Origin of the sequence: Mesorhizobium sp. B2-3-2 (assembly GCF_006442295.1) — a bacterium.
Lineage (GTDB): Bacteria > Pseudomonadota > Alphaproteobacteria > Rhizobiales > Rhizobiaceae > Mesorhizobium.
The window spans coordinates 65985-80832 of the sequence record NZ_VFWA01000008.1 but is presented as its reverse complement, the minus strand read 5'-3'; the positions used below and the strand labels follow the sequence as shown (position 1 = coordinate 80832).

The window sequence follows — 14848 nt, the reverse complement described above, 5'->3', positions numbered from 1 at the left end:
AGCCGCCTGGATTTCCGGAGCCAGTCGCTCTCCCGCATTCTGGGCGATCTCCTTCTTTATTCGCAGTATGTGCGTCAAGGTATCGGCCGACGGGGCTTGACGAGTCGTCAAAGTCAAGGAGCGGGGAGGGCCGGACATTGCGGTTGCATCGGCGGCGCAAGCCGGCCCGCGTCGGTCGTCGATTCGCTTCGCGTGCACCAGTTGCCACGAGGCGCTGCACAGGACGCGCGGGCCGCCGAGGCCCACATTCGCTGCGTGTCGGTGTTGAGGGAACCAAAAGCACCGTCGAGCGTTGCAGGCAGCCCTGTTGTGCCTCGCAACGCGGGGGGGGGGCCGGAAGGTTGGGCATGAAGCGCTTCCACAAGCCAGTGATAATTCAGCTCGGGCGCATTGATCGGGATCGGGTGGTGATCACCGTCGCCGATGCGGCCGGGCTGCTCCTGAGGGAATGGCCTGCGCCACAATCGGCCAAACGCCTCAGGGCCATGGAGGTCTGCCTCGAGGTGATCAACGGTCGCAAGCCGCCGAGAATGGCACGAGATGCATTCATCGCGGCTGCCAAGGACCCAAGTCTTTCTCGGCGAAACCGATCAGGCCATGGCTTGAGACTCACTGTGGCTTGAGACGCAATATGGACAGCTAGATCAAAGCCACAGATAGAATCGCGCGCGGGCCAAAACATAGCGAGTGGAGGGCAGGGGAGGTGTACACCTGTCCCGTTCGGGCCGCGCGCTACAAGGGACATTGAAATCGTAGATCCGGGCGTTGCACAGCTGGCTACCGGCACCACGGGCTCCCGAAGGACATGGCCTGCCCGACGAAAAGCGGGCGCGGATCGGCGTTCGTGTCAGCGCCGCACCATTGACAAAGCAACGAGGCGGCTTAGATCGCCCCTTATGACGCGTTGATGGAATTCGCCCGCCTCACGGATGGGTGACGATTTCCTAGAGCGCGCACTCCGGATAGAGCCTTGTTGTTGGCCGCCTCACCATCCCATAAGGTGGCGCAGGCCGACGATTGGCAGGTAGACGGTCCAGACCAGGCAGACCGCAATAGCGATGGAGACGCCCAAAGCTGGCGCCCATTCGTCCCAGTGTTTCTGAAAACTCGCCAACAACGCGGTCAATGTGCCTTCCATTGTGGGATGCTCGCAGCTTGAATGGAGTGGATTCTTCAGTTCCCGCAATTTCGTGACAATCCATTCGCAAGGCAAGAGCCAAAGGAAGATCAAAATAGCGCTCGCAATCGCACTTTGCGGCTGTATCGCCGGCATGGCCTATGCCAGCAGCCACAGGGCCGGAAGGATTTCGCAATTGAAAGATATCGTGGCCGCGTACAACAGACGCATGGCGATCGACGACGATAACAACCGCCTTGGGCGCATCGACCTGTGCCAGGAAATCGGCGGACAAAGTGAAGAATGCGAACGGCTCGGCCGCAATTAGCCCCGACCCAGCCTGTGCAAAGTGGCACATCGACTTAGGGGGTGGCTGTGCTCGACAGTCAGCAAATTATTTGCTCAATATTGCCGCGCGGGGATGTGGCCGATGCGAGAATTGCCCAACAATGTCGATGCCGATGTGGTTATTGAGATTGGCCGATATTTGGATGACCACGGACGGGGAACTGCGGTATCGATGTCCCTGGCGTCATCGGCTATCCGACGGCGGGTCAAAACCAGTATGAACCGTCTCGAACTTGAACAGCTGATCATGGAGAGCGCCGCCGCGCGACAGATGGCGATGCTGCTCGATACCGCCGAACAGTGACGATCTGCTGGTCCATGCCTAGAAGAGCCGACGGATGGCAATCGCTGCGATCCGAAAACGGCACGACGTGGTGGACGCCACCCGCGACCTTCATGGCCGGAGGTTCGCACGGCGTTTACCAGCTCGGCTGATATATCCATTGTGAACAAAATAAGAACACATTCTCCTGCCGGCGCCGTGCGGTTTGACGCGTCCACCGTTCAGCCGCAGCCAGGTCGTTGAGTGCTCGATTTCGCATACCGGCGACAAACCCTCGCCAATCGCGGTGCCGACTTCATCCTCGGCGCACGCTGACAACCGGCTCCGAGCCTTACGTCGCTGGCGACTTGCGGTCGGGCGCAGGTCCTAAACGTCGAGCACAACCATCATGCCCCGCACCTCGGCCATTTCGAGCAGCAGATCCTGGAGACTGTCGTACGTCGTCGCCGCGCCGATTTGCGCATGTAGCTCTTCGATGCTTTCCTTCATCGAGATGACAGGGGCGCCGGTTTTTTCGGACAGCAGCCGACCGATTGCAGCGCGGATCAGGGTATTCTGGTCAGGCATGATCCCCTTAGATGCTTGGAGAGGTGTACACTTTCCCGGTATCTAGGCTTTTTTGCCCAACTTGCGAGCTTTAGCTTACGGTGCAAGTGGCTTTGCGCCGTCGGCCTATCAATTGCGCATGGCCTCGCAGTGATTGCTGACCTTTGCACGGGCCTCGATCCTAGCCACAGCAAACAGTGATGCAGAACTGATGAGCCCAGCGATAAAGGTGACGAGGGCAGAACGATCCCTTCACGCGACCTTGTCGACCCGTGAGCAACCGGGTGGTCCTCCTCGGCAGGAAATGGCCCGACCGAATCGATCAACAAACGCCAGCGATTTTTTTTGTTCTCCTGTCGGCTAGGTTGAAACGTCTGGCTTCTCTTCGCGTTCGGCTCCAAAGGAGGCGCATATGGCCGAGGACGATGGGAAGAAGAGGCCGGCAGCCAGGCCCGAGCTCGAGATTTTGGTCCGGCGATTGGCGCAGGAAACGGCTATTTCCGAAGCTGACGCTCGCCGGTTGATCGAACTGATCGGCAGCGACTGGAACTCATTGGTGCGTGAGGCTCGCTTCCTCAAATCCGGGCAGTGACCTCAAACCCGTCGCCACGAGGGTCCCATGCGGCCAAGGCTGACGGACCAAGATCGCTGCCACCGTGGCGAGGGACGGGCGGGCTTTTTCTTGTGCGGTTCCCTTAGATCTGATTAGCCGGCTTAGCAATGCTGAGGGAATGACAGCATGCTGATCTATCAGAAAGCTGAAGATGCCGGTGTGTTCGACCCGTCCGAAGTCGCGTTGCTGGGACGCGTCTTCGACAGGCTGAAGATGGCGCGGCAGTCCCCATAGCAACGTGAAGCACTGGCGAGCCGGATTCTGGCGAACCACATGGCCGGATTGAGAGACGAGGAAGAACTGGTGGAGGCGTCCAGACTGCCGCTGGGACGCTAAGTCAGACGAGTTCGGCTATGGTGCTCATCGGAGCAAGCGCCTGACGAGGTTGGGCTCGGCGCCATTGTACCGTTCGCGGCCGGCACCGAGATCACGATCGGGGCAGGGGACCCACGTGGGCTCGAAGCACCCCGTTCGGCATGGCAATCTCGCAGCAGCGTGTGCGTCCTGTTCATAAAGCTCGCAGCCCCTTGACATCGTGTCTCGTTGAAAGGGGAGGGCGGGCATTCTCGAAATGGCGCAGGCCAAATCCGACACCGCGATCGTGGGGCGCAGCCGCACGTGGCCTTGAATTGCCCCAGCCATGACTCGATGACCGTAAGCTTCACCCAGGCCGCAGCGGCTCGGCGTCACGATCTGGCCCTCGACGGCCGAAAGGACAAAGCAATTGACCAGCCCCCTGAAGCAGATTTGGATATCGGAAAAGAGCCATCCTTCCATACTGGCTGCCACAGGATGACGGCCCGGAAAACGCGCTTGCTGGCCCGGCACGCCGTCAGATGCGGTTGACTATAGAAGGGCAGGCGGCCTAACCCGCCATCCGAAACGGCAAAGTGTGGCGCGAAAGGATGCGTTCGAGTTCGGCTTCGTCCTCGATGCCGGCCTGAAACAGTGCCATCAACTCACATGCTGCCTCATGGGCCATGGCGGAGTCCAGGCTGCACTGTCTCTCCGAGCAATACCGGATAAGAACCAGCTGCAGCATTGCGAGATCGTTTGGGTAAATGGCGATGTCTGATGGATGCATCTGTATCCTGTAGTCCTCTGCAGGCCAATGCGGTCATTCAGCAGCTCGAGGGAGCCGCTGACGACCTTCCATCGCACCCTGCGCCGGCTTCGTCATTTAACAATGATATACCCGCCCTGGATCTGCCGTCGCCAGCGCTGCGCGGGATCGCGTCCACTTCAAGAGCCGGGCACACCTTCGAAAGGTGAAGGGAAACAACTTGAATAGCTGACGCCTGGAAGGGCGAAGCAGATCTGCGCCAGCACAGGTCTCGATTTAAAGACAAGGCGTGTTCCGTGGGGAGCCGGCCGACGCAGCGCTTGGAAGCGTCAGCATCCGCGTCGGCCGTGACGAACCTCAGGTCCGCCGCAAAGCCACAGGACCAGCATTCATCGCAGTCGGCAACCACGTGAATGCGCAAGTTCACGAGACAGTGGTCTTTCAGCAACGCCCACTTGCATTCCACCGAACCGAACGTCGTAGTCATGCCGACAGGCCCGCGAGGGCCTCCCGCTAGTTCAGGGGAAAGCGTTTCGCTTCACCCGAGTGGCTGGCTGAACGCCTGCGACTTTCTGACCGCTCCGCCCGCGTTCGCCTGAACTCATGGTGCCGGTGCGCCGACTGCGTGTGGGTGGGCTTTGAACAAAGTCACGAGCGTCCCAGGCTAATGGGAGGCTCGCTTGCCCGCGCGTGGGGGCCGGGACACCAAGTGCTTCACGTGCTCCGCAGCCCCAGCTCACCGGCGCTCCGGACGTAACGTTGGTCGTGAGGAGGCGCTCCGACCGGAAGATTGTCGCCCGCATCTCTCCCGCCACCGCTGAGCCGGAGCTCCGCGCATACGCCGGTCATGCGCTATGCGGGAGGAACTATCAAGTACGCTGCTGGTTTGGTTCCCGTGCCGAGGTAATCGGCGTAGCCACCTCCAAAGGAGAACCCAATGACACGACTTGGCAGAACCACAGCATTCGCCGCGGCTTTAGCCCTGCTGACCTCATCTGCTTTCGCTCAATCGACGAATGCTCCCGCGCCCCCAGCACCAGCGCAGGATCACCCCCCCGGAGCGAGCGGACAGAATCAAGACGCCATGCGTGAAATGATGCGCCAGATGATGGGGGAAATGCTCCAAGAGAAAATGGTGAAGGACCAAGATCATGAGAATTTACGACGCGACGAGGACCGCGACTATCGAAACGACGAGATGGGTCCACATGACGAGATGGGTCCACATGAAAAGCGGCGGATGAAGGAAGGCCGCAGAGCCGGTATGATGCACGGCGCAAGGATGCGCATCATGTTTGCGATTGTTGACACTGATGGCGACGGTGCGCTTTCGCGCACGGAAGTCCAGGATTTTATCGCGCGAATTTTCAACGCCATCGACGAGAATGGCGACGATGAGGTCGACATGCAGGAACTCCGGTCCTTTTTCCAGGGAGCGGGAGATCAGGACCAAAACTAAAGCCGCTGTCGGTTGTGAGCGGGTCCCTAAGTTCCTAGTTTGCGAGCGGTGCCCGTTCGAGGCCGTCCCGACGTGTCTTCCTGACTGAACGTCGTAAGCTGATGGTGAAGTACACCGAGGCAAGTCTTCGAACAGGCTTGCTGCGCGCAGGACTTGATCAGACACGCGCGCATGAGGTGGAGGCGTTAATGCATGTGTTCCACTCGGGCGCCCGCCGCCTTGGGAAATCGTCAGGCCTCACGCATTTGAGTAATTTCCCTCCCGGTTGCGCTGCGCGTCACTCGATAAAAACTGCGAGCGATTACCATCGATCGCAGCTAGGTGCGAAGTTTTCCTATAGCCGCTGCATATGGCTTCATAGCGGCGGAGAATAGCGCTGCGACAGTCGCCGCCCTCAACCCGCTGTACGCGTGCCCAATGCCGAACGCGTCGCGGCTGGCTCCTGAGGCGCATTGAAGACTGAGGTCGTTAGCAGGACAGCAGCAGCGAGGACCCAGTAGTACCAAGCGTCGAGCCCAACGAATTTGACGGCAAACGGTGCGATGATAAACACCACCCCGACGGCGCGATCGACCCATAGGTGCAGCCAGTAGGGGATGATGCGGATGAGACCGGTGGGATGGTCGGTGAGGGCGGCCAACAGCAGCGCTGCGACACCGACAACAACCGAAAGCCACATTGCGACCGCTCCGCTCTGGCCGAGCTTCAGCACGAACGGGGCTGCAATAAGGAGGATCGCGACGGGATAGTCGATAAGGTAGGCGTGGATAGCCTTGGTGATGAAGCGGAACGACATCGGTAACTCCTACGTGCTTGGTTGCTTGAGCGGGTCCTTGCGAAGCGAAGAGTGCATCTACCCAAGAGGACGATCACGTCGCCTATGCTGATAAGCACTCTACACAACCGTCACGGGTCAGCCCGGTTAGACGCACAGAAAGGTTATCCCGGCACGCCAACCATTAGAAATGCCTGGTCGTTATGGTTTCCATTCCACTCGCCCGGCGCGAAGGGAAGCGGGTCAGCGTTGTGTCGATGCGGAGCTGCTCAGGCTCTGAAGTACCGCAACCAGGTCTCCTGCGCGCTTGTACGCTGGTTGTAATCGAAGACGACATCGCTCCGCGCCTCCGCGATGGCGCGCGGCAAAGGTACGTAAGCGTCAACCGCCAGTCCAAGGGCGGAATGAACTTCAACCGCACGACACGACTGTGCTTCAGTGTCTGGCTGTCGACGTCAGGCAAAGATTGGGAAGATCGCCCGAGCCGTGCCATTCGCCATCCGCTTCTGAGACACCGCAGATTCGGGAGGGTGACCGCGCGTTATATCGGGGCGCTGCTTTTCGACCTTCGGTGTCGCAGATATTAGGCGACCTCCTCGATTACAAGCTCCCTTCCGTTGAACGAGATCGCGTCACCGGCGCGCTTGCCCTGCAACTCAGCGTAGATCGGGGCTTGGCTGGAAATGCCCATGATCTCGTTGCCATCGCAGACAAACTTGCCTGTCGACACGGCAATAACGAAAAACCGTCCGCCGAGCTTCACCACTGCGCCTTCCTCGATCTTGCTCTTCGGCCCGAAGTCCATCGCCGAGAGCTTCTCGATCTTGTCGGCGTGAGAGTGAACGGTGTCGTCGAAAGCTTCGGACAGGTCGCTCGCGAGCTCTGCCTGCGCTTGCTCATCGTCCTCGATCGGCTCGCTTCTATCGAGCCGGGCACTTCCGACATATTCCAGGTATTTCTCTCTCGCGTCCTCGAGGTCGCGCGCCTCGAGCGACAGCATTGTTTGCTTCACTATCTGCTTGTTCATCTCACGTCCTTTGTAAGAAGCGCCCGCGGGGCCCCGCATGGTGGTGCATCACAAGCGACCCGGGTGCACCGGGCGCTCATTCGTTGTCAGGCACGTCGGCTCCCTGGTACGGCACTCTCTCCAGCCTCGCGTCTCGCAAGATACTGGTGACCAGCCAAACATAGGCTTGTTCCGCAGTGTCGAACCCGAGCATCGAGAACGACTGTCCGTATGGGCAGGGGGGAAAATCGGGAAACGCGATACGCAGGACGAAGCGTTCCGGATCCGCTTCGAATTCCTCCTTGAAGACCTTCCGCAGCCCGTATCGGCTCGCTATTTCGCCGCCAGTGTCGTGCAGTGCGCGACGGTTCGTGTTCAGCCGTTCGTAAAGTTCGCGCGAGCAGTCTCTGTCCAAGGCGTCGAAGGCGTCGATCAACAGGCCCTTGCTGCGGGCCTTTCTTTCGGCAATCGCATAGACGTTCGAACCGTCGCCCGCATCGGGCGCGCTCTCGAACCTCAACGCGGCATCCACGTGCACGTCGCCGGCGGCCACAGGCCGATCGGCAGTCAGGTCGTAAAGGCCGCCATCCCTTATTCGGTACTCGTGCTCGTAGCCATGTTTCAGGAGATCTGAAACCGCCTCGACCATATCGCCAGCGTCGAGGTTCATGTGCACTCTCCCGGATTTCGCTGCGCTCGCGCCGCGATAGTTGCATTGGTAAACACGGCGGTAAGCCTGGGGGACGCCACGCCATGCGACCGACGATCCCAGTGGATACGCCAGGCGAAACGCCATGTTTCGTCTAACGTACTGGGAAATGCCGCGCGGTTATCGTTTCCATTCCCGCAACCGCGAACGCGACGAGACCCAGGCGTACCCTGGAGCGCGCCGATCGAAAATGGGGCTCATGCGACGCGCTCAAGGTCCTTGTTTTACGCATGTCCTCCAAAACCGAAGGCACTTTTGGGCGACATGCATTAGCCGCCGGTGGCGGGATAGTTGGACGGGAAGAGCGCACGCTTCGTTTCCTCGTCGCTCACCGTCTTGAATTCGTGGTCATTTCCGACTGCGCGCGCCCTCGCAACCGCAGGGCGTGCGTCGATCCCGGCGAACCAACGCTTGATGTTGGGGAAGGCGGCGAGGGGGTCGGCCGCGCCCTTCATCACGCGGGAAGCGCGATCGATCCAACCCCAACCGGACATATCGACGATCGTGTAGACGGAGCCGACCATGTAGTCGCGGCCAGCCAGGTGGTCGTCGAGGACGCGATAGTGGCGCTCCGCTTCGCGGCGATATCTGTTGACGGCATAGTCGAGACCCTCGGGGGCGGCAAACTGGAAATGCACGGCCTGTCCCGAGAAAGGCCCAAGGCCCGTTCCGAGGAAGAAAAGCCACGACAAGAGTTCGCCCCGATCGGCCGGTTCTCCGAGGAATCGGCCTATTTTCTCGGCGAGGTACAGCAGAATGGCGCTGGAGTCGAAAACCCGCGCCTCTTTCGCGGCGGGGCCTTCGGTGTCGACAATAGCAGGCACCTTGCCGTTTGGATTGACTGCGCGAAACGAGGGCTGGTGTTGCTCGCCCTTGCTCGTGTCGACCGGCACCAGTTCATAGGGTAGGCCGGACTCCTCCAAGAACAGGGCGACCTTGGCTGGATTGGGCGTCGGGTGGAAATAGAAGAGAATCATCGCGCTCACCTTCAGGAGTTCAGATCGGCTGCACGCAATGGCAACGCGCCGCGTAGGGGCCGCTGAATCATGCGACCTGCGTGACACTGCCAGCGGTTTCGCCGCCGCGGAAGTGGCGCGGCGTTATCGATTTCATTCCCGGCCGTTTGAGGCCCGCAGCATAAAGCGAACGGCGCGACGACCCGCAACGTTCCAGGCGGGCTTTTTCCGGCGCGAGCCGGTGGTGTCAAACGGCGGCGCTGGGGATGAGCAAGGTCGAAGCCTCGCCTCGGTCGTAACGCACCGTCGGCGCCTGCATTGCGACGATCTCCTCGCCGACCGTCGGGTGCACGGCCATGACAGACATGAAGTCTTTCATGGTGGCTCCGCTGCCCACGGCAATCGCCAGCACCTGGATCATCTCGCCGGCCTCCTCTGCAAAGAGATGGATTCCGAGTATCCGGTCCGTCTCGCAATCCACAATGACCTTCACAAGCGAGGCCTCGCAGTCGCCCGTCACGACGGCCTTCAGCGGCCGGAAGCGGACCTTGTAGACGTCGACAGCAGGGTACTGCGCCCTCGCTTCAAGTTCGGTCAGGCCGACGGTGCCGATCTGCGGGCTGGAGAAGACGGCGGTTGGCACGTTGGAGTAGTCGACCTGCCAAGCTTTCCCGCCGAACACGCTGTCGGCGAACGCCTGGCCTTCGCGGATCGCGACGGGCGTCAGGTTGAACCGGTTCGACACGTCACCCACGGCGTAGATGCTCGGAATATTCGTGCGGGAGCTCGCGTCGACAACGATTGAGCCGTTTGCCCCAGTTTTGACCCCAGCGCGGTCGAGTCCGAGCGAAGCCGTGTTCGGCGTGCGACCGAAGGCTAGCATCACCTGGTCAGCCACCAGCCTCCCGCCCTGTTCGGTCGTAACGGTGATTCTTCCTGCACGGTCGCCACCACCGGCGTGCTCGTTCCGCCGCTCACAGCGGCGGATACTGTCGCACAGCATCAGCTTGATGCCACGATTCATGTAGGACGCGGCGACGGCCTGGCGCACGTCCTCGTCAAAGCCGCGAAGGACATTGCTTCCGCGGCAGACGACGGTGACATCGCTTCCCAACGCCGCAAACAGGCCGGCGAACTCCATCGCGATGTATCCGGCGCCGCCGATCACAAGCTTCCTCGGAAATGTCTTCAAGTCGAAGATGGCATCCGAGGTGATGCCGAGCTCGATGCCGTCGAAGTGAGGCAGTTCGGGCCGTGCGCCTGTCGCAATCAGGATCGTGCGCGCGCGTACGCGGCGGCCGTCTTCGACAAGGCGCACCGTGTGTGCGTCCTCGAGCACGGCGCGCGACCTCACGACCTCGACGCCCGCACTCTCTTGACCGGTGCCGTACAGCCGTTCCAGCCGTGCGATCTCGCGGTCCTTCGCGGCGACCAACGAGGGCCAGTCGAAATGCGGGAGTGACAGGCGCCAGCCGAATTCCGCGGCCTCATCGAAGGTGTCGCTGAACCGGCTCGCGTAGACGAACAGCTTTTTCGGCACGCAGCCGCGGATAACGCATGTTCCTCCGAGCCGATACTCCTCGGCGAGCATCACTTTGGCGCCGTATCGCGAAGCGACGCGCGCAGCGCGGATACCTCCTGACCCGCCACCGATCACGAACAGGTCGACATCGAACGCCGCTTCACGGGAAGGCCCCGAACGCCTGGCCGCCGATGTCGACACGCCTGGGGGTCCCTGCAATAAATCCGTGTCCCTCAAATCAGCATCCAATCCATTCTGTGCGGGAGGTCGAAATGTGTGGCAGATCGCATTCTCCGCGCACACACAGGGCAGGCGTGCGCCTAGAACGGTTCAGCGTTTCAATCGCCGATCCCCTCCAACTCTTTGTTTTTACGCAATTCCGGACGGAAAACCGCTATGCACTTTTCCTGGAATTGCTCTAAAGGTCTTTGTTTTATGGATGTCGTTCTCGCAAAACGAGGTCACTTTCGGGCGACATGCACTAGATCTGCTCTCACTCTGGATTCGAACGGTCAGGGTTCCTAGCGCACGCGCCGCCACTTCGGACTTGCGGCGTCCGGTTTTGGACTTTCGGCAGCGGTCAGCGCGGCCGTGCGGCCTCGCGCAGGAACCACGCTCTCTTCTCGGCCGCGTCTATGTAGCCTTCCAGGAGGCTTGCGGTGGCAACGTCCTCCAGGTCGTCGCAGAGCTTGTGTGCCTCCCGCATCGAGGCGGCCAGCGCCTTGTTGTCCTCCATGAGCTCGGCGAGCATCGCGCCCGGCGCGACGTCCTCGGCCTCGTTGTCCGCGATGGTCCGCAGCCGCGCCGCCTGGCCAAGCGAGCGGATCGTCGTTCTGCCGGCCGCGCGCACACGTTCGGCGAGCGGGTCGATCACATCGAGAATGCCGCTCGCCTGCTCGTCCAGCATGAGATGGTAGTCCCGGAAGTGGGGGCCGCTCACGTGCCAATGGAAGTTCTTGGTCTTCAGGTAGAGCGACAGAGCGTCGGCCAAGACCTGGTTTATCTTCCCGGAGAGCGTTGCAAGCGAGTTTCGATCGATTGGTAGGTCTTGCTCCCCGTTCGGCAACTCTTCAACGTTCGTCGTCATGTCAGCAGTCCTTTCACTTAGCGCGTTGCGTACTGATTGGTCGCCGGCCTACAGGCCGAGTTCGGTGAGCGACGGATGGCCCGCAGCCGTCAACCGCCGGTGAAAGCGGCGATCGCTTCCTTGATTTTCGCTACGGCGTAGCCGCCGACCTGCTCGAGCTCGATATGGGGGAGGTTCGGCATCTCGTCAGTCGCGACGCCGCACGCGACGATCGCAGGACCTGGGCACGCAAACGCCTCGATCAAGGTCGCCTCGAGCAGCGCCGGATCGCGCACCGTGAAACCCTGCGCGCCGCAGGCACGCCCTAGCGCTGCGTAATCGGGGTTGGTGAATTCGATTGCCTTGCGGAACGGGAGTATCCCCACGCTCTGTGCCTCGAGCGTTATGAGCCCGAAGGCCGCATTGTCGAAGACCACGATTTTCACCGGCAGGTGGTGGTGTACCGCGGTGAGGAATTCGCTCATCAGCATGTTGAAGCCGCCATCTCCGGTGAGGACGATCACCTGTCGGGACCGGTCGAGCGCCTGAATGCCGTTGGCTTGCCCTAAGGCCGTGCCGACGGCGGCGTTGTTGAACGAGCCGACAATGCGCTGCTTGCCGCTCTGTCGAATCCAGTTGCCCGACCACAGCGTGTTGAGGCCCGTATCGAAGACGAACACGGCGTCGTCCTTCGCAAGGTCGCTGACCATGCGGGCAACCGCTTGCGGATGGATCCTGTCGCGGCTGCGCATCAAGTCGCTCTGCTTGTCGAGGAGCTCGTCCCAAGCGCGGCGACCGCGCGCGACCTTGTCGAAGAAGGCGCTTCCGGTCTTCTGTCGCACTCTGCGCAGGAGCGTGGAGAGTGTCGGCCGTACCGAGCCCACTACGCCGAGTGCCGTCGGCGCGCGCCGACCGATCGCCGCGGCCCGCTCGTCGATCTGGATGACGTTCCCGTGCGCGGGCAGGAAGTTTGAATAGGGGTAGTCCGTGCCGACCATGAGCAGGAGCTCGCAGTCCTGCACCGCAGCGTAGGCCGGCTTGCTGCCGATCATGCCAAGGCCGCCCATCCAGCGCGGATCATCGTAGGCGATGATCTCTTTGCTGCGGACCGTGTGGACGAGAGGCGCCTTCAGGCGGTCCGAGAGGTCTCGGAGCAGGTCGGCCGAGCCCCGGCACCCCGCCCCGCAGAGGATGGCGACCGAGCCTGCCGCGTCGATGCGGCGCGCGACCGCGTCAATTCCGCGCTCGGCCGGCGCGATCTCGGCGCGCGGGCCGAGCGTCGCCACGCTCGAAACAGCGTGCTCGACCTTGCTGGACAGGACGTCTTGGGGGAGAGTCAGGTGCGCGACCCCGGGCCCTGCGTATGCAGACGAAATCGCCTGATGGATCACGCTGGGCGCCTGCGCCGGCGCGGTGATCGTTTGAGTGTAGAGCGATACGTCTCGGAAGAGCAGGTCCGGCTCGGTCGACTGGTGGTAGTCGATGCCCTTCAGGCGTCGCGGCATCTCCCCCGACAATGCCAGGACGGGAGCGTGGTCGCGCGCAGCCTCGTAGAGGCCCGCGACGAGATGCGTGCTGCCTGGCCCCGTTGTTCCGGCGCACACTGCGAGCCGGCCGGTCAGCTTCGCTTGGCCGGCCGCGGCAAGCGCGGCGCCCTCTTCGTGCCGTACGCCGACCCATTCTATCTTGCTCTGGCGCACGGCATCGCCCAAAGGGTTCAGCGAGTCTCCGATCAGGCCAAAGACCTGCTTTATGCCGACCTCCTCGAGGACATCGACAAGGGCCTCTGCGACAGTACGCGACATGGATCACTTCCGCGGTTGGCCTGCTTTCGTCGAAATGACCGCCGGGTCCGGGCCAATGCCGCGGCGTCACTGCCAAAGCCTTGCGCTTTTGCACTAAGCGGCTCGTTGTACAGCAGGACTTAGCCGCGCGGTGATAACCCTGCGTTATGCATAACATGCCCCGGTGTGTTCCGGACCGCCAACCCGAAGGCAACACCGCTTTTCGATGGAGTCCGGAACCAGGTTGTGGACGACGGGCGCGAGGCCCGTCGCTAATCAAGGGCTTCGGCCCTAGTGGTTTGCGCCGCCCAGCGGCTTTAGGTTCGCGCAAAATTCCGCATAAGGTTTGCTCATCGCTTCATCCTGGCACTCTTTCATCATCGAATCCTGGTCGCTCTTCGACATGCTTTTCCAAGCGGCCTCGAATTCGACCTTCGGTTTCATCGTTTTCATCGATGCATCAGTGAAAAACGGCTCCATCATCGCTGGCGAGTCGAGAGCGCCTGCGAAAGCCCCGCCACCGAGTGTCGAGAGAGCCAATGCTCCAAACAGGATGGGTCTCAGGTTCATGAATAGGATTCCTTCTAGCTTGCGAGAATTCTCAGCTGCGATGTGTATTTGCCCCAGGAATCGAAAATTGCGTTGTTTCTGGCGCGCTCAGAGTTCGCCCGAAGTTGCCAATCCAAGCCAATGAAAACGTTGTATGGATTTCATGCCAGTCTGGAATTGTAGGCGACGAATTTCTCCACTTCCGCCAGGCAAATAATGTCCGAAATCAAGATCACGACAGTCGGATACCGGCTGCCAGCCTTCAGGCCGCCTGGGTGCGTGAAGGACGCGAGCGGTTATCGATTGGATGCCCTCTTTCTATGATCCAGCTTCGCCGGCGAGCGCTACTCTCGTGCCGCGGCCCCGGTCGGTTGGAGGACAGCGAAGATGGCTATGGAGCGGGCGGTGCTGGCGGGCGGATGCTTCTGGGGCATGCAGGACATGTTCGACCGCCTAAGAGGTGTCGTGTCGACGCGGGTCGGCTACACCGGCGGCGACGTTCCCAATCCGAGCTACGGCAACCACCAGGGCCACGCCGAGGCAATCGCGATCGTCTTCGATCCCGGGGTCGTAAGCTACCGGACTGTCCTGGAATACTTTTTCCAGATCCACGACCCGACGACTTACGAGCAGCAGGGGAGCGACTTCGGACCGAGCTACCGCTCCGCGATCTTCTACACGGACCAAGACCAGAAAGAGACGGCGCTTGAAATGATCGCCGAAATCGAAGCTTCTGGCTTGTGGCCCGGTCCCGTGGTCACCGAAATCAACCCCGAGGAGCGGTTCTGGCTGGCCGAGCCCGAGCACCAGGACTACCTGCAACGGCACCCGGGCGACTACAGCTGTCATTTCATCCGGTCGAGCTGGCGACTGCCGTCGGCTCATGCATCCCCGAAGTTGCGAACCACCAAGGGGCCGGAGAACTGACCCGCCCGCTCGAGCAATTGCAGGAGAAAGTGCGTAGCGGTTTTCCGCCCTGAATTGCATGAAAACAAAGAGTTAGAGCGGCGTCTTCATCAAACGCAGAACCCGTCTAGCGCCGATGCTGAGTC

At 61.1% G+C, this 14848-nt stretch carries 17 protein-coding genes; 6 read left to right on the top strand and 11 right to left on the bottom strand.

From position 1 onward, the window contains the following. The first annotated feature begins 347 nt into the window (after positions 1–347). A complete protein-coding gene (locus FJ964_RS19190) occupies positions 348–623 on the top strand; it encodes a DUF982 domain-containing protein (protein ID WP_140551849.1) in 276 nt (91 codons plus the stop codon). A gap of 362 nt (positions 624–985) precedes the next feature. Here FJ964_RS19190 and FJ964_RS19185 read toward each other — a convergent pair whose 3' ends face one another. After that, positions 986–1273: a hypothetical protein gene (locus tag FJ964_RS19185; RefSeq protein WP_140551848.1), complete on the bottom strand. Its 288-nt coding sequence runs from the start codon at positions 1271–1273 to the stop codon at positions 986–988. Positions 1274–1313: 40 nt separating this feature from the next. Between FJ964_RS19185 and FJ964_RS31680 the strand changes: the two genes are divergently transcribed. Together FJ964_RS31680 and FJ964_RS19180 are read left to right on the top strand one after the other, a co-directional pair. Further along, positions 1314–1445: a hypothetical protein gene (locus FJ964_RS31680; protein ID WP_263493260.1), complete on the top strand. Its 132-nt coding sequence runs from the start codon at positions 1314–1316 to the stop codon at positions 1443–1445. A 102-nt stretch (positions 1446–1547) separates the two neighbouring features. Beyond that, entirely contained in the window at positions 1548–1769 is a 222-nt protein-coding gene (locus FJ964_RS19180) for a hypothetical protein (RefSeq protein WP_140551847.1), read from the top strand. Positions 1770–2114: 345 nt separating this feature from the next. Here FJ964_RS19180 and FJ964_RS19175 read toward each other — a convergent pair whose 3' ends face one another. After that, positions 2115–2315, bottom strand: a complete 201-nt coding sequence (locus tag FJ964_RS19175) for a hypothetical protein (RefSeq protein ID WP_140551846.1) — start codon at positions 2313–2315, stop codon at positions 2115–2117. Between the two features lie 391 nt (positions 2316–2706). Here FJ964_RS19175 and FJ964_RS19170 point away from each other — a divergent pair, with 391 nt between their 5' ends. Continuing rightward, positions 2707–2886 carry a hypothetical protein gene (locus tag FJ964_RS19170; RefSeq protein ID WP_140551845.1) on the top strand — a complete coding sequence of 60 codons (180 nt, stop codon included), beginning with the start codon at positions 2707–2709 and terminating at the stop codon, positions 2884–2886. 886 nt (positions 2887–3772) lie between these two features. On the opposite strand, the gene FJ964_RS19160 is transcribed toward FJ964_RS19170, so the two are convergent. Then, complete coding sequence (locus tag FJ964_RS19160; RefSeq protein WP_140551844.1) at positions 3773–3991, bottom strand: hypothetical protein; 219 nt, start codon at positions 3989–3991, stop codon at positions 3773–3775. A gap of 916 nt (positions 3992–4907) precedes the next feature. Between FJ964_RS19160 and FJ964_RS19155 the strand changes: the two genes are divergently transcribed. Beyond that, positions 4908–5429 (top strand): EF-hand domain-containing protein, encoded by a 522-nt coding sequence (locus FJ964_RS19155; RefSeq protein ID WP_140551843.1) that lies wholly within the window; start codon positions 4908–4910, stop codon positions 5427–5429. Positions 5430–5823: 394 nt separating this feature from the next. On the opposite strand, the gene FJ964_RS19150 is transcribed toward FJ964_RS19155, so the two are convergent. The 8 genes from FJ964_RS19150 to FJ964_RS19115 form a co-directional block, all read right to left on the bottom strand. Further along, on the bottom strand, positions 5824–6225 hold the full coding sequence (locus tag FJ964_RS19150; RefSeq protein WP_140551842.1) for a hypothetical protein: 402 nt from the start codon (positions 6223–6225) through the stop codon (positions 5824–5826). Between the two features lie 562 nt (positions 6226–6787). Further along, complete coding sequence (locus FJ964_RS19145; protein WP_224672481.1) at positions 6788–7204, bottom strand: hypothetical protein; 417 nt, start codon at positions 7202–7204, stop codon at positions 6788–6790. Between the two features lie 103 nt (positions 7205–7307). Beyond that, on the bottom strand, positions 7308–8006 hold the full coding sequence (locus tag FJ964_RS19140) for a hypothetical protein (RefSeq protein WP_224713250.1): 699 nt from the start codon (positions 8004–8006) through the stop codon (positions 7308–7310). A 182-nt stretch (positions 8007–8188) separates the two neighbouring features. Beyond that, positions 8189–8896, bottom strand: a complete 708-nt coding sequence (locus FJ964_RS19135; RefSeq protein ID WP_140551841.1) for a glutathione S-transferase N-terminal domain-containing protein — start codon at positions 8894–8896, stop codon at positions 8189–8191. 226 nt (positions 8897–9122) lie between these two features. Then, positions 9123–10598 carry a glutathione-disulfide reductase gene (gene gorA, locus FJ964_RS19130; RefSeq protein ID WP_140551840.1) on the bottom strand — a complete coding sequence of 492 codons (1476 nt, stop codon included), beginning with the start codon at positions 10596–10598 and terminating at the stop codon, positions 9123–9125. Between the two features lie 379 nt (positions 10599–10977). After that, positions 10978–11484 (bottom strand): DNA starvation/stationary phase protection protein, encoded by a 507-nt coding sequence (locus FJ964_RS19125; protein WP_140551839.1) that lies wholly within the window; start codon positions 11482–11484, stop codon positions 10978–10980. Positions 11485–11573: 89 nt separating this feature from the next. Next, complete coding sequence (locus FJ964_RS19120) at positions 11574–13268, bottom strand: thiamine pyrophosphate-binding protein (protein WP_140551838.1); 1695 nt, start codon at positions 13266–13268, stop codon at positions 11574–11576. Between the two features lie 270 nt (positions 13269–13538). Further along, complete coding sequence (locus FJ964_RS19115) at positions 13539–13817, bottom strand: hypothetical protein (protein WP_140551837.1); 279 nt, start codon at positions 13815–13817, stop codon at positions 13539–13541. Between the two features lie 366 nt (positions 13818–14183). Between FJ964_RS19115 and msrA the strand changes: the two genes are divergently transcribed. Next, the gene (gene msrA / locus FJ964_RS19110; protein WP_140551836.1) at positions 14184–14723 is read left to right on the top strand and encodes a peptide-methionine (S)-S-oxide reductase MsrA; all 540 of its coding nucleotides are present in this window, start codon (positions 14184–14186) and stop codon (positions 14721–14723) included. The last annotated feature ends 125 nt before the right edge of the window (positions 14724–14848 follow it).

Excerpts from the sequence above, each read along its gene's own strand:
- FJ964_RS19190 (WP_140551849.1), top strand. The coding sequence starts at position 348 with ATGAAGCGCTTCCACAAGCCAGTGATAATTCAGCTCGGGCGCATTGAT.
- FJ964_RS19185 (WP_140551848.1), bottom strand. The coding sequence starts at position 1,273 with ATGCCGGCGATACAGCCGCAAAGTGCGATTGCGAGCGCTATTTTGATC.
- FJ964_RS19180 (WP_140551847.1), top strand. The coding sequence starts at position 1,548 with ATGCGAGAATTGCCCAACAATGTCGATGCCGATGTGGTTATTGAGATT.
- FJ964_RS19175 (WP_140551846.1), bottom strand. The coding sequence starts at position 2,315 with ATGCCTGACCAGAATACCCTGATCCGCGCTGCAATCGGTCGGCTGCTG.
- FJ964_RS19170 (WP_140551845.1), top strand. The coding sequence starts at position 2,707 with ATGGCCGAGGACGATGGGAAGAAGAGGCCGGCAGCCAGGCCCGAGCTC.
- FJ964_RS19160 (WP_140551844.1), bottom strand. The coding sequence starts at position 3,991 with ATGCATCCATCAGACATCGCCATTTACCCAAACGATCTCGCAATGCTG.
- FJ964_RS19155 (WP_140551843.1), top strand. The coding sequence starts at position 4,908 with ATGACACGACTTGGCAGAACCACAGCATTCGCCGCGGCTTTAGCCCTG.
- FJ964_RS19150 (WP_140551842.1), bottom strand. The coding sequence starts at position 6,225 with ATGTCGTTCCGCTTCATCACCAAGGCTATCCACGCCTACCTTATCGAC.
- FJ964_RS19145 (WP_224672481.1), bottom strand. The coding sequence starts at position 7,204 with ATGCTGTCGCTCGAGGCGCGCGACCTCGAGGACGCGAGAGAGAAATAC.
- FJ964_RS19140 (WP_224713250.1), bottom strand. The coding sequence starts at position 8,006 with ATGGCGTTTCGCCTGGCGTATCCACTGGGATCGTCGGTCGCATGGCGT.
- FJ964_RS19135 (WP_140551841.1), bottom strand. The coding sequence starts at position 8,896 with ATGATTCTCTTCTATTTCCACCCGACGCCCAATCCAGCCAAGGTCGCC.
- FJ964_RS19125 (WP_140551839.1), bottom strand. The coding sequence starts at position 11,484 with ATGACGACGAACGTTGAAGAGTTGCCGAACGGGGAGCAAGACCTACCA.
- FJ964_RS19120 (WP_140551838.1), bottom strand. The coding sequence starts at position 13,268 with ATGTCGCGTACTGTCGCAGAGGCCCTTGTCGATGTCCTCGAGGAGGTC.
- FJ964_RS19115 (WP_140551837.1), bottom strand. The coding sequence starts at position 13,817 with ATGAACCTGAGACCCATCCTGTTTGGAGCATTGGCTCTCTCGACACTC.
- msrA (WP_140551836.1), top strand. The coding sequence starts at position 14,184 with ATGGCTATGGAGCGGGCGGTGCTGGCGGGCGGATGCTTCTGGGGCATG.